The 25618-nt window shown below is 59.9% G+C and carries 23 protein-coding genes; 14 read left to right on the top strand and 9 right to left on the bottom strand.

The features are described 5' to 3' along the window. Positions 1-140: 140 nt before the first annotated feature. From ACO6TG_RS21370 to ACO6TG_RS21390, 5 genes are all read right to left on the bottom strand, one after another. The gene (locus ACO6TG_RS21370) at positions 141-992 is read right to left on the bottom strand and encodes a patatin-like phospholipase family protein (RefSeq protein WP_422375051.1); all 852 of its coding nucleotides are present in this window, start codon (positions 990-992) and stop codon (positions 141-143) included. Positions 993-1120: 128 nt separating this feature from the next. Beyond that, the gene (locus ACO6TG_RS21375) at positions 1121-4300 is read right to left on the bottom strand and encodes a putative bifunctional diguanylate cyclase/phosphodiesterase (protein WP_422375052.1); all 3180 of its coding nucleotides are present in this window, start codon (positions 4298-4300) and stop codon (positions 1121-1123) included. A gap of 268 nt (positions 4301-4568) precedes the next feature. Further along, positions 4569-5474: an alpha/beta fold hydrolase gene (locus ACO6TG_RS21380; protein ID WP_422375053.1), complete on the bottom strand. Its 906-nt coding sequence runs from the start codon at positions 5472-5474 to the stop codon at positions 4569-4571. Between the two features lie 87 nt (positions 5475-5561). Further along, positions 5562-6842 (bottom strand): phosphoribosylamine--glycine ligase, encoded by a 1281-nt coding sequence (purD, locus tag ACO6TG_RS21385; RefSeq protein ID WP_422375054.1) that lies wholly within the window; start codon positions 6840-6842, stop codon positions 5562-5564. A gap of 114 nt (positions 6843-6956) precedes the next feature. Further along, positions 6957-7565, bottom strand: a complete 609-nt coding sequence (locus ACO6TG_RS21390; protein ID WP_422375055.1) for a PEBP family protein — start codon at positions 7563-7565, stop codon at positions 6957-6959. A gap of 344 nt (positions 7566-7909) precedes the next feature. Here ACO6TG_RS21390 and ubiA point away from each other — a divergent pair, with 344 nt between their 5' ends. After that, on the top strand, positions 7910-8854 hold the full coding sequence (ubiA, locus tag ACO6TG_RS21395) for a 4-hydroxybenzoate octaprenyltransferase (RefSeq protein WP_422375056.1): 945 nt from the start codon (positions 7910-7912) through the stop codon (positions 8852-8854). Positions 8855-8915: 61 nt separating this feature from the next. Here the strand turns inward: ubiA and ACO6TG_RS21400 are convergent, their stop codons facing one another. After that, complete coding sequence (locus tag ACO6TG_RS21400) at positions 8916-9506, bottom strand: DUF6101 family protein (protein ID WP_422375057.1); 591 nt, start codon at positions 9504-9506, stop codon at positions 8916-8918. Between the two features lie 458 nt (positions 9507-9964). Between ACO6TG_RS21400 and ACO6TG_RS21405 the strand changes: the two genes are divergently transcribed. Genes ACO6TG_RS21405 through lpxK form a run of 6 tightly spaced genes read left to right on the top strand, consistent with a single transcriptional unit; the run spans position 9965 to position 15433 of the window. Further along, on the top strand, positions 9965-11308 hold the full coding sequence (locus ACO6TG_RS21405) for a TldD/PmbA family protein (protein ID WP_422375058.1): 1344 nt from the start codon (positions 9965-9967) through the stop codon (positions 11306-11308). Further along, positions 11295-12113, top strand: coding sequence for a 3'(2'),5'-bisphosphate nucleotidase CysQ (locus tag ACO6TG_RS21410; RefSeq protein ID WP_422375059.1), 819 nt, complete (start codon positions 11295-11297; stop codon positions 12111-12113). Before ACO6TG_RS21405 ends, ACO6TG_RS21410 begins: the two co-directional genes overlap by 14 nt. Before the next feature lie 35 nt (positions 12114-12148). Beyond that, positions 12149-12388, top strand: a complete 240-nt coding sequence (locus tag ACO6TG_RS21415) for a DUF4170 domain-containing protein (RefSeq protein ID WP_094074109.1) — start codon at positions 12149-12151, stop codon at positions 12386-12388. A 28-nt stretch (positions 12389-12416) separates the two neighbouring features. Next, complete coding sequence (locus ACO6TG_RS21420) at positions 12417-13115, top strand: lysophospholipid acyltransferase family protein (protein ID WP_422375060.1); 699 nt, start codon at positions 12417-12419, stop codon at positions 13113-13115. Continuing rightward, positions 13108-14427: a 3-deoxy-D-manno-octulosonic acid transferase gene (locus ACO6TG_RS21425; protein WP_422375061.1), complete on the top strand. Its 1320-nt coding sequence runs from the start codon at positions 13108-13110 to the stop codon at positions 14425-14427. Before ACO6TG_RS21420 ends, ACO6TG_RS21425 begins: the two co-directional genes overlap by 8 nt. After that, positions 14411-15433 (top strand): tetraacyldisaccharide 4'-kinase, encoded by a 1023-nt coding sequence (gene lpxK / locus ACO6TG_RS21430; RefSeq protein ID WP_422375062.1) that lies wholly within the window; start codon positions 14411-14413, stop codon positions 15431-15433. Before ACO6TG_RS21425 ends, lpxK begins: the two co-directional genes overlap by 17 nt. Positions 15434-15452: 19 nt before the next feature. Here lpxK and ACO6TG_RS21435 read toward each other — a convergent pair whose 3' ends face one another. Next, the gene (locus ACO6TG_RS21435) at positions 15453-15668 is read right to left on the bottom strand and encodes a DUF2093 domain-containing protein (RefSeq protein WP_094074112.1); all 216 of its coding nucleotides are present in this window, start codon (positions 15666-15668) and stop codon (positions 15453-15455) included. Positions 15669-15776: 108 nt separating this feature from the next. Further along, positions 15777-16004: a hypothetical protein gene (locus ACO6TG_RS21440; RefSeq protein ID WP_422375063.1), complete on the bottom strand. Its 228-nt coding sequence runs from the start codon at positions 16002-16004 to the stop codon at positions 15777-15779. Between the two features lie 510 nt (positions 16005-16514). Here ACO6TG_RS21440 and tldD point away from each other — a divergent pair. The 3 genes from tldD to ACO6TG_RS21455 all read left to right on the top strand — a co-directional run bounded on the left by tldD (position 16515) and on the right by ACO6TG_RS21455 (position 20601). After that, positions 16515-17939 (top strand): metalloprotease TldD, encoded by a 1425-nt coding sequence (gene tldD / locus ACO6TG_RS21445; RefSeq protein ID WP_422375064.1) that lies wholly within the window; start codon positions 16515-16517, stop codon positions 17937-17939. A 24-nt stretch (positions 17940-17963) separates the two neighbouring features. Then, the gene (locus ACO6TG_RS21450) at positions 17964-18578 is read left to right on the top strand and encodes an HAD family hydrolase (protein ID WP_422375065.1); all 615 of its coding nucleotides are present in this window, start codon (positions 17964-17966) and stop codon (positions 18576-18578) included. A 232-nt stretch (positions 18579-18810) separates the two neighbouring features. After that, positions 18811-20601 carry a monovalent cation:proton antiporter-2 (CPA2) family protein gene (locus ACO6TG_RS21455; protein WP_422375066.1) on the top strand — a complete coding sequence of 597 codons (1791 nt, stop codon included), beginning with the start codon at positions 18811-18813 and terminating at the stop codon, positions 20599-20601. 68 nt (positions 20602-20669) lie between these two features. On the opposite strand, the gene ACO6TG_RS21460 is transcribed toward ACO6TG_RS21455, so the two are convergent. After that, complete coding sequence (locus tag ACO6TG_RS21460) at positions 20670-21206, bottom strand: invasion associated locus B family protein (protein WP_422378928.1); 537 nt, start codon at positions 21204-21206, stop codon at positions 20670-20672. A 561-nt stretch (positions 21207-21767) separates the two neighbouring features. On the opposite strand from ACO6TG_RS21460, the gene coxB reads away from it, so the two are divergent. The 4 genes from coxB to ACO6TG_RS21480 all read left to right on the top strand — a co-directional run bounded on the left by coxB (position 21768) and on the right by ACO6TG_RS21480 (position 25614). Then, the gene (coxB, locus tag ACO6TG_RS21465) at positions 21768-22694 is read left to right on the top strand and encodes a cytochrome c oxidase subunit II (protein ID WP_422378929.1); all 927 of its coding nucleotides are present in this window, start codon (positions 21768-21770) and stop codon (positions 22692-22694) included. A gap of 78 nt (positions 22695-22772) precedes the next feature. Beyond that, entirely contained in the window at positions 22773-24368 is a 1596-nt protein-coding gene (gene ctaD, locus ACO6TG_RS21470; RefSeq protein ID WP_422375067.1) for a cytochrome c oxidase subunit I, read from the top strand. 143 nt (positions 24369-24511) lie between these two features. Then, positions 24512-25453: a heme o synthase gene (locus ACO6TG_RS21475; protein WP_422375068.1), complete on the top strand. Its 942-nt coding sequence runs from the start codon at positions 24512-24514 to the stop codon at positions 25451-25453. Beyond that, complete coding sequence (locus tag ACO6TG_RS21480; RefSeq protein ID WP_157739107.1) at positions 25450-25614, top strand: hypothetical protein; 165 nt, start codon at positions 25450-25452, stop codon at positions 25612-25614. The genes ACO6TG_RS21475 and ACO6TG_RS21480 overlap by 4 nt, the downstream gene beginning before the upstream one ends. Positions 25615-25618 lie beyond the last annotated feature (4 nt).

A 25618-nucleotide genomic window follows, 5' to 3' on the forward strand; every position in this document is an offset into this window, starting at 1 on the left:
AATCTGTTGAACCGGCAGGTCGCATCGCTTTTCTCCAAATAACTTAAGAAAATTATTTGGGAGTTTTCTTAATGTTTTATTAAAAGCGAAGTTCGGCCCAATAAATACGGTTTATCTGGTGAATTGTGCGGATGTTGCTTTCAAGTAACTTCCATTGACTCTTTTGTCAGTTTTGTCAGATGTTCCCGTGTTACTGCTCTCAAGGACTCCGCCCGCGCCAGAATGCTCTCCGCTTTCATGAAATCCAGCACCCGGATCGGGTCATGCGGCGGATGAATCAGAATATCCGGTTGTTCCATCTTGAGTTTTTGCTTGGTGATCGTCTGCATCAGGATCTGCGACGAGCCAAAAAGCGAGTCCAGAATAGCCACATCTTCCTTGTCGTCCCGGGGAACAGGTGCACCGACCACATCAACCGCGATCACGATGTCACAATCCGCGCGCAGGCCGTCAAAGGGCAGTGGATTGACGATCCCGCCATCGACCAGAAAGCGGCCCTGATGCTGCACGGGACGGAAAACCGCAGGCATTGCGATGGAAGCGGCGAGGGCTGGAAGAATCGGTCCGCTGTCAAAGACAACTTCCTCGCAGCCATAAAAGTCCGTGGCATGCATCCGCAGTGGAATGTCTATGTCTTCGAACCGTTCCGGCAGATAGTCGCCGATGAATACGTCCAGGACCCGCTGCGGGTCGAACTGGACCGGCGCGGACCGGAAGACATCACTGAAGCGCTTCGGTCGGAGTTGCCAGAGGCGGGAAAGAACGCTGTTTCGGTCGGCAAAGAGAGCTCTTGTTATGTCGCGGATTTCCTCACCGCTGCGGCCATTGCCATAGACCGCTCCCATGATGGCGCCGATGGATGTGCCGGCAATGCGCGCCGGTCTCAGGCCGAGATCGTCGAAGGCCTCCAGGACCGGGATATGGGCGAGCCCGCGGGCGCCGCCGCCGCCAAGGGCAAGACCGATGCGAGGGGAGGGAGAGGAGGTGAGCATCTTGCGCTTCCTTTAGTGAACGTTGTTCACTTTAGTTGGGTGGCCGCAGCGCGTTTTCCAAGGGTGGCTGGCAAAAAAACTTGAAAGAATGGGTTGGCGGGGCTCGCTGCCTCGCAAATGTCAGCCCGTCAGATCACGAAATAGAGATCGTCAGCGGATTCCGACATCCAGTCGGTTGCCTGGTCGAAGGGCATCGGCCGGGCGATCAGGTAACCCTGGATCGAGAAATCACCCATCATCCGCAGCCGGTCATATTGCGCTTCCGTCTCCACGCCTTCGCAAACCACGCCGATGTTGAGCGAGCGTGCCAGATGGATCAGCTGGTTGACCACGATTTCCTTCTTCGGATCGCTCAGCATCTGCTTGGTGAAGGACCGGTCGACCTTAAGACCGTTGATGGGCAGATCGGTCACATGGGAGAGCGACGCGTAGCCGGTCCCGAAATCATCCAGCTCGACATGGACACCAAGGTCGTAGAGGGTCTTCAGGATCGACAGGTGTCCCGATCTTGTGTCGTTCAGGAAGACCGATTCCAGGACTTCAGCAGTAATTTTCTCCGGCGCGATGTCATATTTCTCCATGCCCGCCCTGAAATGGTCCAGCAGCTTTCCGGAAGCCAGATGTGCCGGCGAGATGTTGATGGAGACCCGGCCGAAATTCAGCCCGCTGTCGAGCCAGGCACGGGCAGCGGTGAGGGCCTTGTTGATCACGATTTCACCCACGATCGGTGCAAGACCGCATTTCTCGACCACCAGCAGGAATTCACCTGGCGAAACGGTGCCACGTTCGGGGTGTTGCCAGCGTATCAGTGCCTCGACCCCGGTCACCGCCTGTGTCCGCAGATTGACCTGGGGCTGAAAGACCAGGAAGAACTCGTCATTCGTGACGGCATCTTTCAGCTCGCGCTCGATCTTGGCTTCCGCCTCGCTGTCGGCGCGCATGTCGGGCTTGAAGAACGTGTAACGGTCCTTGCCGTTGGCTTTCGATTGGTAGAGCGCCAGATCCGCGTTGACCAGAAGCGTGTCGAAATCCGCTCCGTCATCGGGACAAAGAGCGATCCCCATGCTGACCGTTGGCCAGAACCGGTTGCCGTTGTAGTCCATGGGCTGGCGCATCAGCCGTCTCGCGCGCTCGCACAATTCGTTTGGATCGGCAACTCCGTCCTCGGCAAGGATGACGAATTCATCGCCACCCCAGCGATAGGCGGTGCCCAGGCCCCGGCAGACTTCGCGAAGCCGCCGGCCGGTTTCTTCCAGGCAATGATCGCCGGCCTGGTGGCCAAGCGTGTCGTTGACGCGCTTGAAGCCATCCATGTCGACATGGACAAGAAACGCCGGTTTGTCTTCGCTTTCAAAGCGCATCTTGGCGTCGCGCTGGCAGCCAGCACGGTTGGACAGTTTGGTGAGCGGGTCAAAATAGGCAAGGCGTTCCGCACGGACCTTGGCTTCTCGGGTCTCGTTTTCACGCTGCACCCGTTCGGAAACGTCGTTGGCGATAGCCACGATCAAATCACGGTCCCGGTCCTTGATCATCTGGACCCTCAGGTCGACCGGATATTCGGTGCCGTCCTTGCGCCGGTGCATGCTTTCCACCGACAGGCTGACCTCGACGCCGTTCAGGAGCGGGGTCATATGGCTGCGCACCGTCTCCAGATCATAAATTGGATCGATGTCCCAGATGCGGTGGCTCTTCAGTTCTTCGAGCGTGTAACCCAGATTGCTGAGCGCACACTGGTTGGCGTGCTCGATGTGGAACGTGCTGGCATCCAGGATGTAGATCTCGTTGAGCGACGATTCCAGGATGCTTGCCAGCAGATGGTTACGCTGTTCGGCGTGACGGCGGTCAGTGATGTCATGCACGATGCCCACAACCTTGGACGCCCTTCCGTCCGCGCCGGCGGGAACGTAACCGCGCAGGTGCAGATACTTGTGGCTGCCGTCTTCCTGAATGAGCGTATGTTCGACCTCGAACTCACCACAGGCCTCGATCGCATTGCGAACGACTCCCATCGCGGCGTGGTGTTCATGGCTCGGGATGCGGGAGAAAATATGCTTCTGGATCTCGGCCGCGGGCAGATCGGGACGGATCCCCATGATGCGGAAGAATTCCTCCGAACCCCTGATCTGATTGGTCGACAGGTCGCGCACCCAGCTGCCGACATTGGCAATGTGCTGGGCCTCGGTCAGTTGCAAGGCGCTTTCTTCAAGTTTGCGGGTGTTGTCCAGAACCTCCGCTTCCAGGCGCAGACGCGTCCGATGGACGGAAGACTGAAGCCGCGACAAGAGTCGGAATACGACGGCCCAGGCGACAAGCGCCAGTCCTATTCCTGCCATGAGAGACAGGGCGGTTCCTTCCAGGAAGGTCCAGACGTTGGCGGTGATGTCCTTGACCAGGATGAGGTGGACATCATGCGTGTCGCTGACCACCGGGATCGGCAGATTGCGAACCATGTAGACGCTGCCGTCCTGCAAGAGGAAGCGGTTGAGTGTGGCGGCGTTTCCTGATCCCGACATGGCTGCGTCGAGGTCAAGGGCGCTTGAAGAAAGGTCTCCGAGAGCGCGGTAGACGATCTTAGGCTCACCGGACCCGTCCGCACTTGTGATTTTACACAGTTTTACGATCTGGGCATTGACCGCGGAACTGGCCAGGGCAAGCGATTGTTCGATATTGATGGCAAGTTTCAGGTACCCGATCAGCAATCCGTCTGCGATCCAGGGGCGGAGCACACTGACCACAAATTCGTTCTTGGGGCCCAGTTCGATCGTGTTCGACTGGTGGAGCGGGCCGGCGGCGAGATCGGCCGGAATGTCAGCCGGCTGCGGCGTTGTCTCCGAGTGTCCGCTTGCCTTGTAGACCAGTTCCTGGTCTGCCGCGTAAATGGCAAGCTCGGCGATGTTGAGATCGGCAGCCTTGCGCACAAACACCCGGTCGGCGACCTGCTTGATCTGGTTCCGGTCTTTTGTGCGGATGGCTGTCAGAAGGTCTTCATTGGCGCTTACGGCGGCAACGGCCTGGTCCAGAACTTCAGAACCAAGTTCGCGTTGATGCCATAACAACCGCTCGGCGGTCTGGAGTGCGGCATCCTGCGGTTCTTGCAGACTTCTGTATTCCGAAATTATGTTTTGCAGGGTGAGTACGGCAACGGTCAGGCCGAGAAACGCCAGAAAAACCGCACGCAGCGGTTTTTCAAACCGTGTTTCGTCACCACACCATTTGTCGAGCAACCGGTCGAGCGCCGCGTTGAAGTCGCGCGGCCTCTGTCTGCCTTCACGCCAGTCTTCCCGTTGCCTTGACCCTTGCTTTGCCACGCGTTGCACCCGTTCCCCCGGCCAGCAGTCGCTGACCTATCCGGCAGGAGCCGTCCGCTGGTTTATGAGCCACCGGGCCTTTGTGTTTTACGCAAACGAGTACCGCCAATTTTCTCAATAGTGTTGAATGGTTAAATTGTATTGAATGGCTTTCTTAAATCTTATTAAGAATAGAATTGTCTTTCGTGCCAAAATTTGTGCAGGACGCTTGGTAATCTCATCTTTGGGTGACGGAGCTGAGATGAGTAAAGAAGTATTATTCTGGTCGTTAATTTCCAAAAAAGCGAAAAAGCGCCTCGAATGTTTCTTCAGGAGCCTCTTCCGGAAGAAAATGGCCGGAGGGCAAGGCAAGGCCTTCTGCGTCCGGGCTCCACGCCCGCCAGACGTCGAGTGGGGATTCGACGCTGTTCGCAATGCCCTTGTCGCCCCAAAGCACCAATGTTGGCACCTCGATCTTGTGGCCAAGGTTCAGTGACATCCGATCATGTGCGTCATCGATATGGGCGCCGGCCCTGTAATCTTCGCAGGTGGCCGCAATCCGGTCGGGATCGCAGAACCAGACCCTGTTATGCGTCATGGCATCAGACGTGAAACACGTCAGGTCCTTCCCGGCGGTCCAGCTTCGCAACGTATGTTCCAGAAACGGTATCGGCGAGGCGGCAATCATCTTGTCGGGAAACGGGGCAGGCTGGGCCAGGAACATCCAGTGATAGATCTTCAGGCCAAACTGTCGGTCCATCCTGTCCCAATAGGCGCTGGTCGGCAGGATGTCGAGCACAGCGAGGCGCTGGACCAGGCCGGGATGATCCAGTGCCATCCGGTAGGCGACACGTCCGCCGCGATCATGTCCAGCCAGCAAAAAACGCTCGTGTCCGAGGATGCGCATCATTTCGGCCAGGGCGGTGGCCATGCTGCGTTTCGAATAGGCCGCGTGGTCGTCCGAAAGCGGTGGCACCGAGGATTGGCCGTAACCTGGAAGATCGGCCGCAACAACCGTGAAATGCTCTGAAAGGCGCGGCGCAATCTTGTGCCAGCAGATATGGGACTGGGGATAGCCGTGCAATAACAAAAGGGGTGGGCCGGACCCGCCGGTCCGGCAAAACAGCCATTCGTCCTCGACTTCGACGGTGAGACTGTCGAAGCCCGGGAACAGGTCCGGCAAGTTGTTCCTCAAATCTCTCTCCCCAACCCGTTGCGGAGAAAGACTAACTGCGGTTTTTGCCGTCTGCCAAGTGCATATTGTGAACTTAGCGCAGGAGCGTCAGGCTTCGTTTTCGCGTGCAATGGCGCGCCAGCCTATGTCCGAGCGGCAGAAGCCCTCGGGCCACGAGATGCTCTCAACCGCGCGATAGGCCTGGTCGCGCGCCTCACCGACGCTTGCTCCAAGGGCGGTCACGTTGAGGACACGGCCGCCATTTGCCAAAAGCCGATCTTGGTCGCGTTTGGTACCTGCATGAAACACTGCGACCTGTGCATCTCCGGACGGGGGCGTCACCCCTTTGATCTCCGTGCCCTTTTCATAGCTCCCCGGATAGCCGTTTGCTGCCAGCACAACAGTGAGAGCAACATCCTTTTTCCAGCTTGCATGCGTGCGATCGAGCGTGCCGTCGACGCTGGCCAGCACCAGATCCAGCAGATCGCTCTCAAGCCGCATCATCATCACCTGGCATTCCGGATCACCAAACCGGGTGTTGTATTCGATCAGCTTGGGACCGGACGCCGTGATCATCAAGCCTGCGTAAAGAACACCCTTGAATGGCGTTCCTCGTGCGGCAAGCGTGGCGATCGTCGGTTCGATGATGGTTTTCAGCACCTCAGAAACAAGTGCATCAGTCAGAACAGGCGCAGGTGAGTATGCCCCCATGCCACCGGTGTTCGGACCTTCATCTCCGTCATAAGCCCGCTTGTGGTCCTGCGCGGTTGCGAGCGGAAGGGCGTTGGTGCCATCGGAAAGCACAAAGAAACTGGCTTCCTCGCCGTCGAGGAATTCCTCGATGACAACTTCCGCTCCGGCAGCGCCAAAGGAGCCTTCGAAGCAGGCCTTCACCGCGTCCTCGGCCTCGCCCAGGGTCATGGCAACGACAACACCCTTGCCGGCGGCAAGTCCGTCCGCCTTGACCACAATCGGAGCGCCCTGTTTACGCACATAGGCGAGGGCGTCTTCTGCCGCGTCAAACCGGCCATAAGCTGCGGTCGGGATATTCGCTTCGTCGCAGACACCCTTGGTGAAGGCCTTGGAACCCTCCAGCTGAGCAGCTGCCCGTGTCGGACCGAACGCCCTGATGCCGGCAGCGTCAAGGTCGTCAACAAGTCCCGCCACAAGCGGCGCCTCGGGTCCGACGACAACCAGGTCAACCGTGTTGTCCCGGCAAAATCCGATCACGGCCTGATGGTCCGAAACGTCCAGATCGACAAGGTCCGCGACGTCCGCAATCCCGGCATTGCCCGGCGCGGCGTAGAGCTTGGTGAGTTTGGGAGATTTCGCCAGGGCCCAGGCCAGCGCATGTTCGCGGCCGCCGGATCCGATCAGGAGGAGTTTCATGAAGGAGCTGCCTCTTCGAGCAGGTTGACGCGGAAACGCGGGATCTGCACGCCGCAGTCCAGCTTTGGGCGCGGTCTAGCACGGGCGTCGGAATTTTCCAACGCCCGGATTGCTTCACCCGCCGACGGTCACCCGGCAAAAAAGGATGTTGTCCTTCTTCAGATCCGGCCCCCAGATCAGCTCTGCCGAGCGGTTCCAGTCAATCCGGTCGTAACCGTCCTTGGGACCAACGTCTCGGGCGCTGTGCACGGTTGCTTTCGGCCAGGAACTGTCGTCGAAATCCGGAGCCGTCCAGGCGTCCGGAACCGAGACACGGGTTTCGGCACAAACGGCCTGCGAGGCATCCGGATTGCGTTCTCTTGCACAAGCGGCATCAGCCGGAGCCTTCTGAACTGTCAGGCAACGCCAGTTGGAGTTCGTCACAGCCAGGACCTTGCCGCTTGCGGCCTCCTTGAACTGGGCGATCGCACCGCCATCCCCCATTTGCTGGCGCCGTGTGCCGATATATTCAAGGCCTGTGTCGTTCTCCATGAAATCGCGAAACTCGAAGGCAAGCGTCATCGGCAGATCGGCATTGAACTCGAACCGTTCGGCGTTGAAGGACCGCTCGGTTTTGTAAGGCGTGCTGTCTTCCAGGAGCGGTGCCCCGTTGACGTAAAGCTTGAACCAGTTGTCGACCCAGACCTCGCCGAGGATTTTTTGCAAGCCGGAAGAATCGATCACACTTTCGTTGACCTCCTTGCCGCCTCCGGGACGGGGTGGCCGATTGTCATCACCCGGACGTGGCGGTGGAGGGGGCTGCTGGGCGAAGGCGCCAGCGGGAACGGTGGAAAGGCATAGGATGAGCGTAAGGAAAAGATGTTTTGCGTGGTCTGCGCTGTAGTTCACAGTATTCTCCGGTTCCGAACAGAGCCAGGACATTTGCGCCCGGTCCCATCAACAAAGCGCCCTCGACAGCGGCACTATGACCTGTTGCGGGGTGAATTTCATCTGAATTATCGGTAGAACTGCAGGGGCAGGAACCGGCGAACGGTACGCCGTCCCGGCCAATCCAAATGGACAGAACTATGATCTTCACCACCAAGGACACCGGTCCGGTAGCTGATGCCGTCAAGCGGCACTGGGTTGACACCAGGCTGCCGCCGGCCTTTCGCCCCTATGCCCGGCTGGCACGCTGGGAGCGTCCGATCGGCTGGTGGCTGCTGTTGTGGCCCTGCTGGTGGTCGGCAGCGCTGGCTGCGATCGCTGCCGGAAATGGCTGGCCCAATCCCTGGCACCTGGTTTTGTTCTTTATAGGCGCCGTTGCCATGCGCGGGGCAGGGTGCACCTATAACGATCTCGTCGACGTCGACATTGATGCCAAGGTGGAGCGTACCCGTTCTCGGCCGATTCCGGCCGGTCAGGTCAGCAAGACCCAGGCGAAAGTGTTTCTGATCGCCCAGGCGCTTCTGGGCCTTCTGGTTCTCCTCCAGTTCAACAGCTTCTCGATCTGGCTCGGGATCGTTTCCCTGGTGCCGGTGGCGATCTATCCGTTCATGAAGCGCATCACCAACTGGCCCCAGCTGTTTCTTGGTTTTGCCTTCTCCTGGGGCGCGCTGATGGGTTGGTCGGCGACCTTCGGTTCGCTCGGCGTTGCACCCGTCTTGCTGTATCTCGGCGGTATCTGCTGGACCATTGGCTATGACACGATCTATGCGCACCAGGACAAGGAAGACGACGCCCTTGTCGGGGTGAAATCGACGGCGCGTCTTTTCGGTGGTCATACCAGACTGGCGCTGGTCCTGCTTTACAGCGCCGCGACAGTCCTGTTTGGACTGGCTGCCGTCTTTGCCGACGCCGGTCCCGCGGCCTTTGTCGGCATCCTGGCAGGCGTCGTTCATCTGGGGTGGCAGATCCTGGTCCTGGACATTGATGACGGCGACCAGTGCCTGAAGCTGTTCCGCTCCAACGGCACCTATGGCTGGATCCTCTTTGGCGGGTTCGTGGCCGATGCTCTGATTGGCTGGCTGTAAAGAAAAAAGGCTTCGCTGAGCGAAGCCTCCTGTCTGTGGAAGTACTCACAGGCGCCAAGTTTCACGAGCGCGCGATGATTTCCCGTTCGTTGGCATGGACGGCCGGTGCGCCGGAAAGGCGACCGGGCGCGCGCCGGTTCAAGAAGCGCGGGCGGCGGCCCGTCAGCAACCGCAACTTGCGGCGCGGTGCGGGCAGGGCTGCCGGAACGGCGCTAAAGGCTTCGATTGGTTTGACCTTGCCACCCAGGTCGCAAACCAGCATCGGCAGGTTGAAGGTCTGTGCCCACCGGCTCCAAAGCACGGCGAGGTCGTCGGAGTGCTCTGTCTCGGCAAGCGTAATCGACAGGGCGCTGTCGGGATGCTTCAGGATCAGGGCGGCGACGATTTCGCCCGGCGCGGTGCCGGGAACAATGCGGACCATGACGCCGTCAAACCCCTGGGCAGGCACGACGACGGTAACCGGGACGCCGGCGACCCGGCGCTTGATGACCGCCCGGTCGCGGTCAAGAAAGATTTCTGCGGGCAGGGAGGGGGTTCCGGGGCGTGATTCAAGCCGCTGCTCGAACCGTGCCGGAAGGCAACCGGGCTGAGGTGCTTCTGAAGCACTCGTCCCGATTGCCGCCGTTTCCTGCATTTCTGTTTGACGTCTCAAATGACTCTCCACCGGACCTTTTGGTCGGACCTTTCTGGTCTCTCGATGGGCTCTAACCTAGCGAAGAAATATCGTGATCCGCTTAAGAGACAGAGTTAAAAAAGTCTGATTTCTAAGAGGGTTACCGGATTGTAACGACAGCGGTAACGTCTCGTTCAGATCTTCGGCGGCATCTCGCAAATACAATCATTGCGTGTTCTTCTCAGTGAATGCATTGTTTCCTATCTCGCGGAAGTCGCTGCGAAATTTCCGGTCCGCATTGCAGCGTTGCAACCTCTTGCCGATTGTCCATTCCGGCCCCATGTCCCGGTGGATACGGGATTTCCGGTGTCCCTGACCGGGACGGACGGCACTTCACTGTTGGCAAATCCGCCCGGCGGTTGCGGCTCGGCCCGGCTGAGCGTAAACAACAGCCTGACCAAATTGACGCCAACCCAGCAGACGGATGAGCGAACACCATGTCGGATCTGATTGACCAGAGCGAATTGCAATCTCGCGCGGCGCGGCTTGTCGATGCGGCCAGAAAGGCCGGAGCGGACGCCTGCGACGCAATTGCGGTCACAGGCGTATCGCTCTCCGTCGATGTCCGGGAAGGCAAGATCGAGGAAACCGAGCGGGCCGAAGGTGACGACGTCACCCTGCGCGTTTTTGTCGGCAAGCGCACGGCTGCCGTTTCCGCCAACCGGCTCGATGATCCTGCAAGCCTGGCGGAACGGGCGGTGGCGATGGCGAAGGTCGCTCCGGAAGATCCCTATGCGGGGCTGGCCGATCCGGAATTGCTGGTCAGGGACTTTCCGGCCCTGGAACTGTTGGACAAGACCGAACTGGCCGCCGACCGCCTGGCGGAGATCGCATTGGCAACGGAAGAGGCCGGACTGGCCGTCGAAGGTGTCAGCAAGTCGGGCGGCGCCGGTGCGTCCTGGCGGCTTGCCGGTGTTGTGCTGGCAACCAGTCACGGCTTTGAAGGGTCCTACATGTCGTCGCGCTACGGCATGTCCATGACAGCTGTGGCCGGCGAGGGCACTTCCATGGAGCGGGATTACGATTTTGACAGCCGCACCTTCTTTGAAGACCTGGAAGCTCCGGCGGAGATCGGCCGCCGGGCCGGCGAACGGGCCGTTCGACGCCTGAACCCGCAAAAGCTGTCCACCCGCACCACCAACGTCATTTATGAATCCCGGGCAGCCCGCAGCCTGCTTGGTCACCTGACCGGTGCCATCAACGGTGCTGCAATCGCGCGCAAGACCAGCTTCCTGAAAGACAGGATGAATGAGGCCGTCTTTGCACCTGGCATTCAGATCATCGACGATCCGTTCAAGCGTCGCGGCGCCGCAACGCGGCCCTTCGATGGCGAGGGGACACGGGCAGACGTGCTCAATGTCATCGAGGATGGTGTCCTGAAACACTGGTTCCTGGATGGGGCTTCCGCTCGCGAACTTGGCCTGATCCCGAATGGCCGTGCCCATCGAAGCGGCAGCGGTACGTCTCCGGGACCGACCAACATCACATTGATGCCGGGCGCAAAGTCGCTGGAGGAGCTGATGGGCGATGCCGGTGAGGGGCTCCTGGTTACTGACCTGATCGGGCATGGTGTCAACGGCATCACCGGTGACTATTCCCGGGGGGCATCTGGCTTCTGGTTCGAAAACGGCAAGATCGTTGAACCGGTCAGCGAAATCACCATTGCAGGCAACCTGACGGACATGTTTGCCCGGCTGATCCCGGGCAGCGATCTGGACAACCGCTACTCTGCAGCGGCTCCGTCCGTGATGATCGAAGGAATGGCTCTTGCCGGAAGCTGACACGGGGCCGGACGGCGCCTCGGCGGAGGCGGATCTCCTCCTGCTGGAGACGGCCGCACGCCGGGCGGGTGAACTTGCCCTGACCTTTTTTGGCAAGAATCCGGCGACCTGGTTCAAGGGCAAGCCGGGCATGTCGCCCGTCTCGGAAGCCGATCTTGCCGTTGACAAGCTCCTCGCTGAAGACCTTCGGGGTGCGCGGCCCAGCTATGGATGGCTTTCGGAGGAAACGGCGGATGACCGGTCTCGGCTCGATCACACACGCGTTTTCATTGTCGATCCAATCGATGGCACCCGCGCGTTTCTGGCCGGTGGGGACGAATGGACGGTGTCCATCGCGGTGGTTGACAGTGGCAGGCCGGTTGCCGGAGCGGTCTATTGTCCGGTGCGCGATGAAATGTTTCTGGGCCGTGCAGGCGGCGGGGCGTTTCTCAACGGCACGCGGATGAGCGTGTCCAGCCGGCGCTCTGTGTCCGGTGCGACCCTGACGGGACCGCATTCCATTGTCGCGAACAGCGATGTCATTGCCGCCGGGTTTGTCGGAACGGATATTCTCAGATCGCTCGCCTATCGGCTGGTGACGGTTGCGGCCGGCCGCGTGGATATCGGAACTGCGCGTGGCGGGCCAAGTGATTGGGACCTTGCAGCGGCCGATCTTTTGGTGCAGGAAGCAGGCGGAAAACTGACGGATGTCAAAGGCCGGCTTCTGACTTATAACCGCCCCAAGACCGGACACCCCGGCCTGATCGCGGCACCGGACACGCTGATTGATGCCGCGCGCGCGGCGCTGCGCAGCGCGATTGGCTGACAGGCCTGTCAGAGTGACAATGTAAGAGGAAACTCATGAGCGAGACCGACACCCCGAAACAGCTGTTGCATCTGGTGTTTGGCGGCGAACTGGAATCGCCGGAAGGGCTGACTTTCCGCGATCTGGACGAGCTGGATATCGTCGGCATCTACCCCAATTATGCCGAAGCCTATGTCGCCTGGAAGGCTAAGGCCCAGGCCACGGTCGACAACGCTCACATGCGCTATTTCATCGTTCACATGCACCGCCTGCTCGACCCGGAAACGGCCGACTGAAGCACGCTAACCTCAGGCGACAAGAAAAATGATCAAACGCCTCGGCCGCCATCCCTGGGTTTTGTCGGGTGTGGGCTCGCTGCTCGCCGGCTATCTGAAACTTGTTTATCATACCAACCGGTTTGTTATTGAACCGGAAGGCGTCCATGCGCGCATGGAAGAGGATCTGCCGGTGATCGTTGCCATGTGGCACGGCCAGCATTTCATGGTGCCATTTGCCAAGCCGTCCCATTGGCCGGCCAAGGTGATGATCTCCAGATCCGCCGACGGTGAAGTGAACGCCATTGCCGCCAGCAAGTTCGGGCTTGGCCTGATCCGCGCCTCCGGTGGCCGCAACGCCCGCCAGATCAAGAAACGCGGTGGCATGAAAGGGTTCATAGAGGCGCTGAGAGCGCTCAAGGACGGCTATTCGATCGCGATGACAGCAGATGTCCCCAAGGGGCCTGCACGCCAGTCGGGTGTCGGCATCGTTCAGTTGGCAAAACACTCCGGCCGCCCCATTCTGCCGGTTGCTGTCGCGACCAGCCGGTCCAGGGAGCTGAACAGCTGGGACAAGGCAAGCGTCAATCTGCCCTTCGGGCGCGGCAGCATTGCCGTTGGCGACCTGATCTGGGTGCCCGGCGATACGGACGACGATGCGCTGGAGGCCTACCGCCTCAAGGTGGAAGACGGCCTCAACGCGACCACCAAGCGGGCCTATGAACTTGTCGGCAGGTCCGATGGCTGAGCGGCGCCCATTTCTGGTCAGCGCCTATCGGGGCCTCGCGCGCGGCCTCACCCCTTTCTTCAATCTGCTTTTCGCCCTGCGCAGCCGGTCCGGAAAGGAACTGCCGCAGCGCAAGGGTGAACGTTTCGGTTATGCAGCGCCTCAGCGCCCCGAGGGACAGCTTGCCTGGATCCATGCAGCCAGCGTGGGCGAGACCATGTCGGTACTGCCGCTGATCGACAGGCTTGCGGCTGCGGGCGTCAAGGTGTTGCTGACGACTGTCACGGTGACGGCCGCGGAACTGGCGGAGCAACGGCTACCGGACGGCGCTATTCACCAGTTCGTGCCTTACGATGCGCCCGGGCCGGTCAGCCGGTTCCTGAGCCATTGGTCTCCCGATGTGGTGATGGTGGTGGAAAGCGAAATCTGGCCGTGCCTGTTCGACGAGATGCGGCAACGAGAGACACCCTTTTTGCTGCTCAATGGACGCCTGTCGGACAAGTCCCAGAAAAGCTGGGCACGGCTGCCGGCGCTTTCCGGGTATCTTTTCTCCTGTCTCGACCTCGTGCTGGCGCAAAGCGATGCGGATGCGTTGCGGTTTCAGCGCCTCGGTTGCAGCCGGGTAGTGTCGCCGGGAAATCTGAAATTCGATGCGCCCGAGCCCGCTGCGGAGGCCGGCAGTCTTGCAGCCCTCACTGCCGAGATTGGTGGACGGCCGGTCTGGTTGGCGGCCCTGACCCATCCGGGGGAAGACGAAATTGCGTTGACCGCATTCGAGCAGCTGCGCCAGGAGTTCAAGGAGCTGTTGCTGGTGCTGGTGCCGCGTCACCCTGCACGGGCGGACGCCGTTTCGGATCTTGTGCGCGACCGGGGATTGTCGGTTACAAGGCGCTCGCTCGGCGAGGCAATCTCCTCCTCCACGGATGTCTATCTTGGTGATACACTCGGCGAGATGGGACTTTACTACAAGCTCGCACCTGTGACGTTTCTTGGTGGGTCTTTCAATGATGCCGGGGGACACAATCCTCTGGAGGCGGCTCTGTCCGGTTCGGCGTTGGTCACCGGACCACGCGTTGCCAATGCGAGAGCTGTCTACAAGGAATTCTGGATCGAAAATGCCGCGGTCAGGGTCGAGAATGCAGAAGACCTTGCCAGGCGTCTTCAGCTCCTTCTTCAGGATCCTGATGGAGCCCGTTCGCAGGCCGAACGGGCGCGGCATCTGGTTTCTGCGGGGCGGGGCGCGCTCGACAAGACGCTGACACATCTGGCGGCTTATCTGCCCTTGAACAGTGCCGGATCACCACCGGAGGCCGTTCGTGAAGACGGCGCCTGACTTCTGGTGGAAGACCGGGGTTTCACTCCCGGCTTTGTTGCTTTCCCCGATCGGCTGGATTTATGGCCTGGTCGCCGGCCGCCGCATTCTGAAGCGGCCCGCCTACAAAAGCCGCCTGCCGGTGATCTGTATCGGCAATTTTGTGGTCGGCGGCACCGGCAAGACACCCTTTGCGATCGAACTGGCCTACCGGCTTCAGGAAGACGGCCTCAATCCTGGCTTTCTGTTGCGCGGTTATGGTGGCAGCTCGAAAGGCCCGTTGTTGATCGACGCGGACCGGCACAATGCCGATGAGGTTGGCGACGAAGCCCTGCTGCTTGCCCGCTACGGTCCGACCGTGATTGCCGCAGACCGCCCGTCCGGTGCGAAGTTGGCGGAACAGCAGCCGATTGACGTGCTCATCATGGATGACGGGTTTCAGAACCCGGCACTGGCAAAGGATCTCGGCCTGGTGCTGGTCGATTGTTCGACCGGGTTCGGCAATGGCAGGTGCCTGCCTGCCGGGCCGATGCGCGCACCGGCCGATAAACAGATGCTCAAGGCTGACTGCCTGATCCTGGTTGGCGAGGGGGAGGCGGCGGAAGATGCCGTGCACCTGGCAGGGCGCAAGGGCCTGCCGATCCTGCATGCGCATCTGAAACCGCAGCCGAATGACAACCTGGTGGCACGCAGGCTGTTTGCCTTTGCAGGGATTGGACGGCCGCAGAAGTTTTTCGAAACACTGAAGGGGCTTGGACTTGAAGTCCGGAAATCCCGCACCTTTCCGGACCACCACTGCTATAGCCTGGCGGACGTCAAGTCGCTCTTGACCGAAGCAGAAGACGCAGGGCTGACCCTGGTGACCACGTCCAAGGACATGGCCCGGCTGGAAACGTCAGACGGCGAGCTGTTTCACTGGATTGCCTCCAGCACCGAAGTGCTGGACGTGCGCATGGAGATCGACAACGAGGACCGTCTCGCGGGCCTGATCAAGGAAAAGCTGCGCCTGAAGAAACTGTCCGGCTGAACAGCCTGCACGCGGCCGGTTATTTGCCTTCCAGATAGCGCGTCATCGATGCTTGCGCATCGACATAGGCTTCCTGGCGTTCGACCGACCAGTATTTTAGTTCGTCAAGCGGAATGGCGGTCCCTGTGACGGCACAGCGCACGAAGGTGCCCGGTGTCTCCACCTGATAGTCACCATCCAGATAGCGGACACGTGCTTCACTTGGAATGCGCGGGTTTTCGTAGCGGTTCATCATTGGCGGAACTGGGGCCTTGTCTGGTATTGTTCTGTCCCAGTCTTTTACGGCATGCGGCCGGTTCCGGGCAAGTCCCGGACTGTGGCGACCCGGTTCAAATCCCCTTTATCAGAACATCGGGGCCGACCGCTGGTCCCGTCCGATCAGGTAACGGCAGCGGGACATAACGACAATCCGTTCCGGCAGGGCCCGTTTTGCCTCCGCGATCCGGATTGCCTGATCTTGCTGGCAGGCCGCCATGTCTGGCCAGCGGCTGAGGGTAGAAGAAATGTCCTGACAGATCAGGAGGTCCGGTTCGCAGGCAACCAGATGCATTGCGACCAGCACGGATTTCATGTCTGCACGCTCCTGTTATTTCCAGTTTTTTTCGGCCTTCTGGAGAAATCCGGGTGCACGACATTGTCGAGATTTTGTTGCGTGGAGACCGGCGGTCCTGAAACAGATCCGGACTTGCCTAGCGCTTCAAGCAGAAGCGGATGCAAGCCGTCGCCGCGGCTCACGGCGATGTCATGGAAGCCCGAAAACGTGGTCGCGATCGGCTGCCGGGGCAAGCTTGACATGAGCATGTACTTTCTTGCGTCCACCCTTGATTGGTGGCGCGTGTTTTTGACTGGAAAGGGAAAGATGGCGGAGACCGGAGGTGGGTCAGGCTGTCAAACGGCAGCTGCTGCGTCCGTCCATTAATATGAGTTTTATATTCAACTTTAAAAAGTGGCAAGTGGATTTCAAAGGATTTGGGGTGAATTGTGCAGCAAATCACCTATGTTGTGGATCAAACGAACAGGTTGCTGCACGAACCGGCAAACGTTGCGAGGTCGGTGGCCCCAGAAGTATCAGGACAGGCTCATGACGCTTTCCACGAACGAACTCATCGAATCCTCGGGCCTTGGTCTGGAGGCCGCCAAACGGATCACAGGAGAGGCGCTCTCGGGAGCGGATGACGGCGAACTCTTTGTCGAGTACCGCCAGACAGAGGGCCTTGTTTTCGACAACGGGCGTCTGAAAGGCGCGAATTACGACACGGCACAGGGGTTTGGTCTGAGGGCGGTTGCAGGCGAAGCTGCCGGCTATGCCCATGCCGGTGACATTTCCGAAGGCGCCTTGAAACGGGCTGCCGACGCGGTGAGTGCAGTCAAGAAGGGCTATTCAGGCACCTATGCCGCACCGCCGGCGCGCACGAATGTGTCGCTCTACAGCGATGCCAATCCGCTTGGCGGACCAAGCTTTGAGGACAAGGTCAAGCTGCTTCAGGAGATCGATGCCTATGCCCGGGCGAAGGATCCGCGGGTTCGGCAGGTGTCTGCTTCGCTGGCCGGTTCCTGGCAGGTGGTCGAAATCCTTCGCGCAGACGGTCATCTTGTGCGGGATGTCCGGCCGATGGTGCGTCTGAGCATTTCCGTAGTCGCCGGATCTGGCGACCGCCAGGAAAGCGGGTCTTTCGGCTGTGGCGGCCGCGAGGGTTTTGAGCGGTTCATCACCACGGAGAACTGGCAGGGCGGTGTCGAGGAGGCGTTGCGACAGGCGCTGGTCAACCTGGACGCCGTGCCTGCACCAGCTGGCACATTCGATGTCGTGCTCGGACCGGGCTGGCCCGGCATTTTGCTGCACGAGGCCGTCGGTCACGGTCTGGAAGGAGATTTCAACCGCAAGAAAACCTCGGCGTTTGCCGGTCTGATGGGCGAGCGCGTGGCCGCTCCCGGGGTTACCATTGTCGATGACGGAACGATTCCGGATCGCCGCGGTTCTCTGAGCGTCGATGACGAAGGCACGCCGGCCAGCCGTACCGTGCTGATCGAGGATGGCATCCTGAAAGGTTACATGCAGGATCGGCAGAATGCCCGGCTGATGGGTATGGAGCCCACCGGTAACGGCCGGCGCCAGTCCTACGCTCATATCCCGATGCCACGCATGACGAATACGGTTATGATGGCAGGTGACAAGGACCCGGAGGAAATCCTGAGCTCGGTCAAGGACGGCATCTATGCGGTTTCTTTCGGTGGTGGTCAGGTGGATATCACCTCAGGCAAGTTCGTGTTCTCCTGTACCGAAGCCTACAAGGTTGAGAACGGCAAGGTCGGCGCCCCACTGAAGGGGGCGATGCTGATCGGCAATGGCCCCGATGCGCTGACGCGGGTCTCCATGATCGGCAATGACATGAAACTCGACCCGGGCATGGGAACCTGCGGCAAGCAGGGGCAGGGCGTTCCGGTTGGTGTCGGCCAGCCTTCCATGCGTATCAATGCAGTGACGGTTGGCGGCACGGCAGTCTGATTGGCAGGAGGCGGTTGCCCGGTCATGCCAGGGATCAGGTTCGTTATCTTCGACATGGATCAGGTGCTCTATGATTACGAGCACGCGGTTCGCTTGCGTCTTCTTGAAGAGCTGACGGGCCGGCCCGCGGCCGAGATCGACGCGGCTGTCTGGGGCGGTCCGCATGAAGAAGCCGCCGAGGCAGGTGATCCGGCGACGGCGGACGCCTACCTCGCCCAGTATGGGGACTTGCTCGGCTATCCGATCGATTTCGATACCTGGTGCGAAATCCGCCGCAAGATGATGCGGGCAAGACCGGAGGTTCTGGACCTTGTTCGGAACCTCAAGGCGACTGCGGATGTTGCTCTACTGACCAACAACGGCATGATGCTGAAAGCGGCGCTTCCGGTCTGTGCCCCTGAAACAATCGAGATTTTTGGCGACAAGGCCCACGTCTCGGCAGAATTCAAGCTGCGCAAACCGGATCCGGAGCTTTATCGGGTTGTGTGCGACACCTACGGCTATGCGCCAGAGGAGAGCGCCTTTGTCGACGACAAGCCGGAAAACGTTGTCGGTGCCGAGAAAGCCGGCCTGACAGGACACGTGTTTGAAGACATCAGCGGATTCAGCGCTTTTCTGAAGCTCCACGCTCTGATTTGATCCAGCGGTTTTCCCGGGTTGAGCCGGCCTTTTGAGGCGACGTGCACCGATTATTGAGCCGATTGGTTCAAGCTTGATCTTTCCGGTTCCTTTTGACTGAAAACAAAGCACTTTTGTGCCGGCTATGCTGGTATTCAGGCAAGGGTCGCGCGTATTCTTAAGATAGTCGGAAACCTGCGATTTATATGGCGTTCTGTGGGAGAATGCCGCGTCGGGCAGCACGGGAGTTGGAATGGCCGCAGAAGGAGCCCCTCCGTTTTTTGCAGAATCGATCGTGTTCCTGGCGGCGACGGTCGTTGCTGTGCCGATTGCCAAGCGTCTGGGGCTTGGGTCGGTGGTGGGCTATCTTGCGGCCGGCGCGGCAATTGGCCCGCATGGGCTGCAGCTGCTGGGGTCCGGTGAAGACGTCCTGCATGTCGCCGAGCTCGGGGTGGTCCTGCTTCTCTTTGTGATCGGGCTCGAACTGGACCCGCAGAAGCTCTGGCGCATGAAACGCGATATATTCGGCCTCGGCACCGCACAGGTCGTGCTCACGGGGGTCACGCTGTTCGGCATTGGCCGCCTGGCCGGATATCCGTTTACAACCTCGCTGATTGCCGGGTTTGGCCTGGCCTTGTCGTCAACGGCCTTTGCGCTCCAGATATTGCAGGAACGGGGTCAGCTGTCTTCAGCCTATGGACAAAGAGCCTTCGGCATTCTTTTGCTGCAGGACATTGCCATCGTGCCGCTGCTGGCGATGGTCGCAGTTCTGGCGCCGGGCGACGAGGTGTCCACGCTCTCGGCGGTGACGCGCGAGGTTCTCATCGTGTCTGCCGCGGTGGCGGCCGTTGTTCTGACAGGGCGCTATCTCATCTCACCGATATTTCTGCTGCTAGCAGCCAGCCGGGCGCGGGAGGTCATGTTGACGGCGGCCCTGCTGGTCGCACTGGGCAGCGCGGGGATCATGCACGCAGCCGGTCTTTCCATGGCACTCGGTGCTTTTCTTGCTGGTGTTCTCCTGGCCGAATCCAGTTTTCGCCATACGCTTGAAGCGGATATTGAGCCCTTCCGCTCACTTTTGATGGGCCTGTTCTTCGTGGCTGTCGGCATGTCGCTCAACGTCGCCCTTGTCATGGATCACTGGGGGCTTGTTGCCTCCGGCGTGGTGATCGTGATGGGCGTGAAGGGCATCTTCTTGTGGGGCCTGTCCCGCGGGACCGGGTCTGAAAACTCCGATGCAATGCGCATCGCGGTCACGCTGCCTCAGGGTGGAGAATTTGCCTTCGTGTTGTTCACGGCTGCCATCAGCAACAGTCTTTTGGACTACCAGTCCGCAAACCTCCTTAATGCCATTGTGATCCTGACCATGCTGTTGACGCCGCTTGCGTGCCTAGGGCTGGACAAATTGGCCGTGAGGGCGAAGGCGAGGGGCGTGGAGAACCCTTCCATCGAAACGTTCGAGGAGGCAACGCCCACCGTCCTGGTGATCGGCTTCGGCCGGTTCGGCATGGTGGTCGCCCAGATCCTGACATCGGAAGGGTTGGAAATCACGGCGATCGACAACCGACCGGACAGGATCGAATATGCCCGCAAACAGGGCTACAAGGTCTATTACGGCGATGCCACCCGCGCAGATGTTCTATCAGCCGCCGGAGCGGGCAAGGCGGCGCTCGTGGCCATGTGCATCGAGAATGACAAGGTCATGGGCAAGGCCATTGACCTGATCCGGGAGGGATTTCCCGAAGCTCTGATCTTCTGCCGGGCGACAGACCGTGCCCATGTTCTGGACCTCACCAAACGGGGTGTCGATTTCCAGATCCGCGAGACTTTTGAATCGAGCGTGGTGTTCGGCCGGGCGGCACTTGAGGCGCTTGGGACGCCGCTTGCCCGGATTGACCAGATTGAGGAAGACGTGCGCTATCGCGACGAGGAGCGCCTTGCCGAACAGCTTGGCCAGGGCATGTTGGCCGGCGCCGACAAACTTCACCGGGTCACCCCCCGTAAAGGCCCGCCAAAGGATGAGCATGGTGCGGCGGCTGAATAAGAACACCCTAACCGGCCATGAAAAAAGGCGCCAACGGCGCCTTTGGTCTTCTCGCTTGCCTGAAGGCCTCAAGGCAGGGCATTAAATCCGGCCGAAAATCCGTTCAGCGAAATCGGAATGCCGATGCCTTCTTCCGGCGTCTGGAAGATGATGAAGGTTGCTTGGGCGCCGGACTGTAGCTTGCTCAGAAGATCGTCTTCCAGAATGACCTCTGCGATACAGCCATTGGGCAGGCAGCGCACAAAGCCTGCGCGTCCGATGTCGGCATTGTCGACCCGAAGACCGAGTCCAGAGGGCAACAGCACTCCAAGGGGCGCCAGAACGCGCAGGATGCGGGCCTGCTGATCGGCAGTCTTCAGAATGATCACCGAGAGACCGACATTTTCACGGTCGGCGGCGGTCACGTTTTGAATGAGCGCGCATTGTTCTCCGGTTGCGCCGGGAGGCGTATCACAGCGCATCTGCCAGTCGCCATGCGCCGAGCGCACTTCGCCCTGCGCGAGGGCGGGCAGCTGTGCCTGTGCAAGTGTTCCGAGCGCGATCCCGGCGAGTGCAGCAACTTTGGTCAAGAAAGATCCTGAGCGTCCGGTCAGGCGGGCAGAAATGGACTGCAGCAATTGGGTTGACAAGAAATCCTCCAGTCAAACGATGTCCGGTCCGCCACGGCCGGCCCAAGGGCAAACGGCCTGTTCAGCGAATCATGAATGTGATCCGGGCAGACATTGCCGCATCATGGCGTGCGATTCCAGTCCGGCCCGGCGAAGATCGCCACGTTTAATTGCAATTCTTGTCGAAAATCGGCATGTCCTTGACCCTTGTCAAAAGCCAAAGGCCGGTAGGGGCCTGTGAAAAGTTGGAAATTCCGTTGCAGGGCGACGTTTCTTGTGGTTTTTGTGCGGCACGAAGGTGTCGGTGGGATGATGCGGCACATCGCCGCTCTGCCCGATGGTCCCCATCGCCCTTTATGTGAGTTTGTGGTTATAGTCCGGCATTCTCATGACCCGGCCAGAAGCCAGGACGCAGCAGATTGAGCTTGCGCAGTTGCGCCAAGCCCGCTACTGCCGCACCGGATTGGCCCGGATCTGAGTCCGGATTTGATGCATTTGCCGCCGAACAGGCGGCTGAGGGAAGGGAGCGCGGACGTGAAGGCAATCTTCAAGCGTCTCATGACTATGGCCGGTGTGGCTGCGACATTTGCAGGAGCGTCCACGGCGGCCCTGGCAGCAGAACCCGGTTTCACTGACTGGCAGCTAGGGTTTCAGGCCTCGACTACTGACGTGATGGACGACATCACCTGGTTCAACAGCTTCACGCTGATCATCATCACCGTCATCACGCTGTTTGTTCTGGCGCTGTTGCTGATCTGCATGACGCGCTTCAGCGCCAAGGCCAACCCGGTTCCGTCCCGGACATCGCACAATACGATGATCGAGATTGTCTGGACGGTCGTGCCGATCCTGATCCTGGTCGTGATTGCGATTCCGTCCTTCCGCCTGCTCTACAAGCAGCTCGACATCCCGGAATACGAGATGACCGTCAAGGCCATCGGCTATCAGTGGTACTGGGGCTACGAGTATACCGACGAAGGCATGGGCGATCTTTATTTCGACTCCATCATGGTTGGCAGCTCGACCGACCCCGAGGCTGATCTGGCAGACCGCCAGGCTGTCGCAGAAGCGCGCGGCGTCGGCATCAACGAAGTGCCTCGCCTCCTTGCCGTCGATTACGATCTGGTGATCCCGGTTGACACCACGGTCCGCCTGCAGGTGACCTCTGAAGACGTTATCCACGCCTTCGCGATGCCGACCTTCGGCGTCAAGATCGACGCGATCCCGGGCCGTCTCAACGAGACCTGGTTCCACGCTCGCGAGGAAGGCGTCTATTACGGACAGTGTTCCGAACTCTGCGGCAAGGATCACGCCTTCATGCCGATCGCGGTGCGCGTTGTCTCCAAGGAGCAGTTCCAGACCTGGGCCACGGCCGCACAGGACGATCTGGACACCGCCAACGAGCAACTCTATGCCGCTGTAGCTGCCTCGAAGAAGGTCGCTGCCACCGGTGCACTGGAGCAGATTTCCGTCGCCGCGAAATAACGCGGCGGCGAGCCTGATTGGCGATTGCGCGCGATGACACGCAGCGCCGCTGAAAAAGATTGAAAGAGGGAGCCCCAAATGGCTGCGACCGAAGCACATGCGGCACATGACCATCCCTATGGATGGCGCCGGTGGGTCTATTCGACCAACCACAAAGACATTGGTCTGTTGTATCTCTATTTCGCGATCTTCGCGGGAATCGTTGGCGGCGCGCTCAGCGTCGGCATGCGCATGGAACTTATGGAACCAGGCATGCAGTACTTCGCCAACGCACACATGTTCAACGTGTTCACCACGGCTCACGGTCTGATCATGATCTTCTTCATGGTCATGCCGGCCATGATCGGTGGCTTCGCCAACTACTTCGTGCCGATCATGATCGGTGCGCCGGATATGGCGTTCCCGCGCATGAACAACATCTCTTTCTGGCTGTTGCCGCCGGCATTCCTGCTGCTGATCCTGTCGCTGTTCGTTGAAGGTCCTCCGGGTGGCTATGGTGTTGGTGGTGGTTGGACGATCTACCCGCCGCTGTCGACCTCCGGTCAGCCGGGTCCGGCAATGGATCTGGCGATCCTGTCTCTGCACGTTGCCGGCGCGTCGTCCATCCTGGGTGCGATCAACTTCATCACGACCATCTTCAACATGCGTGCGCCGGGCATGACCCTGCACAAGATGCCGCTGTTCGCCTGGTCCGTGCTGATCACCGCCTTCCTGCTGCTGCTGTCTCTGCCGGTTCTGGCTGGTGCCATCACCATGCTGCTGACCGACCGTAACTTCGGCACGACTTTCTTCACGCCGTCCGGCGGCGGTGACCCGATCCTGTTCCAGCACCTGTTCTGGTTCTTCGGTCACCCTGAAGTGTATATCCTGATCCTGCCGGGCTTCGGCATCATCAGCCACATCATCTCGACCTTTGCCCGCAAGCCGATCTTCGGTTATCTCGGCATGGCCTACGCCATGGTTGCCATTGGCGTCGTCGGCTTCATCGTGTGGGCGCACCACATGTACACCGTCGGCATGTCTTCCGAGACCCAGGCCTACTTCGTGGCCGCCACCATGGTGATCGCGGTTCCGACCGGGGTGAAGATCTTCTCCTGGATCGCGACGATGTGGGGTGGTTCCATCGAGTTCAAGACCCCGATGGTCTGGGCGATCGGCTTCATCTTCCTGTTCACCGTCGGCGGTGTGACGGGTGTGCAGCTGGCCAACGCCGGTCTCGACCGCGCATTCCACGACACCTACTACGTTGTGGCTCACTTCCACTACGTGCTGTCGCTGGGCGCCGTGTTCGCGATCTTCGCGGCCTGGTACTACTGGTTCCCGAAAATGTTCGGTTACATGTACAACGAGACCATTGGTAAGGCCCATTTCTGGATCACTTTTATCGGCGTGAACCTCGTGTTCTTCCCGCAGCACTTCCTGGGCCTGAACGGCATGCCGCGTCGCTATGCCGACTACCCGGATGCGCTGGCCGGCTGGAACTACGTGTCCTCGATCGGATCCTACATCTCGGCCTTCGCGGTCCTGGTGTTCCTGTTCGGCATCGTTGAAGCCTTCTCCAAGAAGCGCGCGGTTGGCAACAACCCGTGGGGCGAAGGAGCGACGACCCTGGAGTGGACCCTGTCTTCTCCGCCGCCGTTCCACCAGTTCGAAACGCTGCCGCGCATCAAGTAATGCGTGGCGGGAGGAAACGCCTCCCTTGCTGATTTGCACCGCGCCAAAACCGGCGCGGTGCAGACTTTCAAGAAACTCTGCCGGGCTGTGCACCCGGATGCGGCTAGACCGCAGACAGAAACAAGAATTCGAAGGACGCGCCCATGTCGCTCGTTGAGCGCCAGGACAATTTGAGCCAGGACAGTGCCGTCTGGAACGGCGGAATGGGATCGGTGAGCGACTATGTGGCGCTCCTGAAACCGCGTGTGATGTCCCTGGTGATCTTCACCGCCTTTGTCGGTCTGATGCTGGCACCGGGCACCGTGCATCCCGTGCTGGGCGCGGTCGCGATCCTGTGTATTGCCATCGGTGCCGGTGCGTCCGGTGCACTAAATATGTGGTACGACGCCGACATTGATGAAATCATGTCGCGCACCCGCAAGCGGCCGATCCCGGCCGGCAAGATCACGCCTGACGAAGCGCTGGCCTTCGGCGTGACGCTGTCCATCGGCTCGGTTGTCACCCTGGGCCTTCTAGTCAACTGGTTTGCCGGCGCCTTCCTTGCCTTCACCATCTTCTTCTACGTCATCGTCTATACGATGTGGCTGAAGCGTTCGACGCCGCAGAACATCGTGATCGGCGGAGCAGCCGGCGCCTTTCCTCCGATGATTGGCTGGGCGTCCGTGACGGGCACCGTCAGCCTGGAAAGCTTTGTTCTGTTCCTGATCATCTTCATGTGGACGCCGCCGCATTTCTGGGCGCTCGCGCTCGTCAAGAATGGCGACTACACGGCTGCAAAGGTGCCGATGCTGCCGGTGGTGGCCGGTGAGACAAGCACCCGGCACCACATTCTTGCCTATTCTGTTCTGCTGGCGCCGGTTGGCGTTGCGCCCTACCTGCTGGGCTTTGCAAGCTCTTTTTATGGCGTTGCCTCGACGATCCTCGGCCTGATTTTCCTCGCACTTGCCGCGGACATCTGGCGCAAGCGTGAGGGCGACGTTGCCAAGGCAGCCTGCTGGCGCCTGTTCAAATTCTCGATCTTCTACCTGTTCATGCTGTTCGCATTGCTGCTCGGTGAAAGCCTGCTTGCCGGAGTGATTGCATGATGGCGGAAGACGACAAGGGCATCGCTCTGACCGAAGAGCAGAAGAAAAAGCGCAGGTCGCGCTCGGTTGCGATTGCACTGGCTCTCGCGGCACTCGTCATTCTTTTTTACGTGGTCACCATCATCAAGCTTGGGCCTGAAGTGATGGACCGGGCGCTTTGAGGAA

It is taken from the genome of Roseibium sp. (assembly GCF_965233565.1).
GTDB lineage: Bacteria > Pseudomonadota > Alphaproteobacteria > Rhizobiales > Stappiaceae > Roseibium.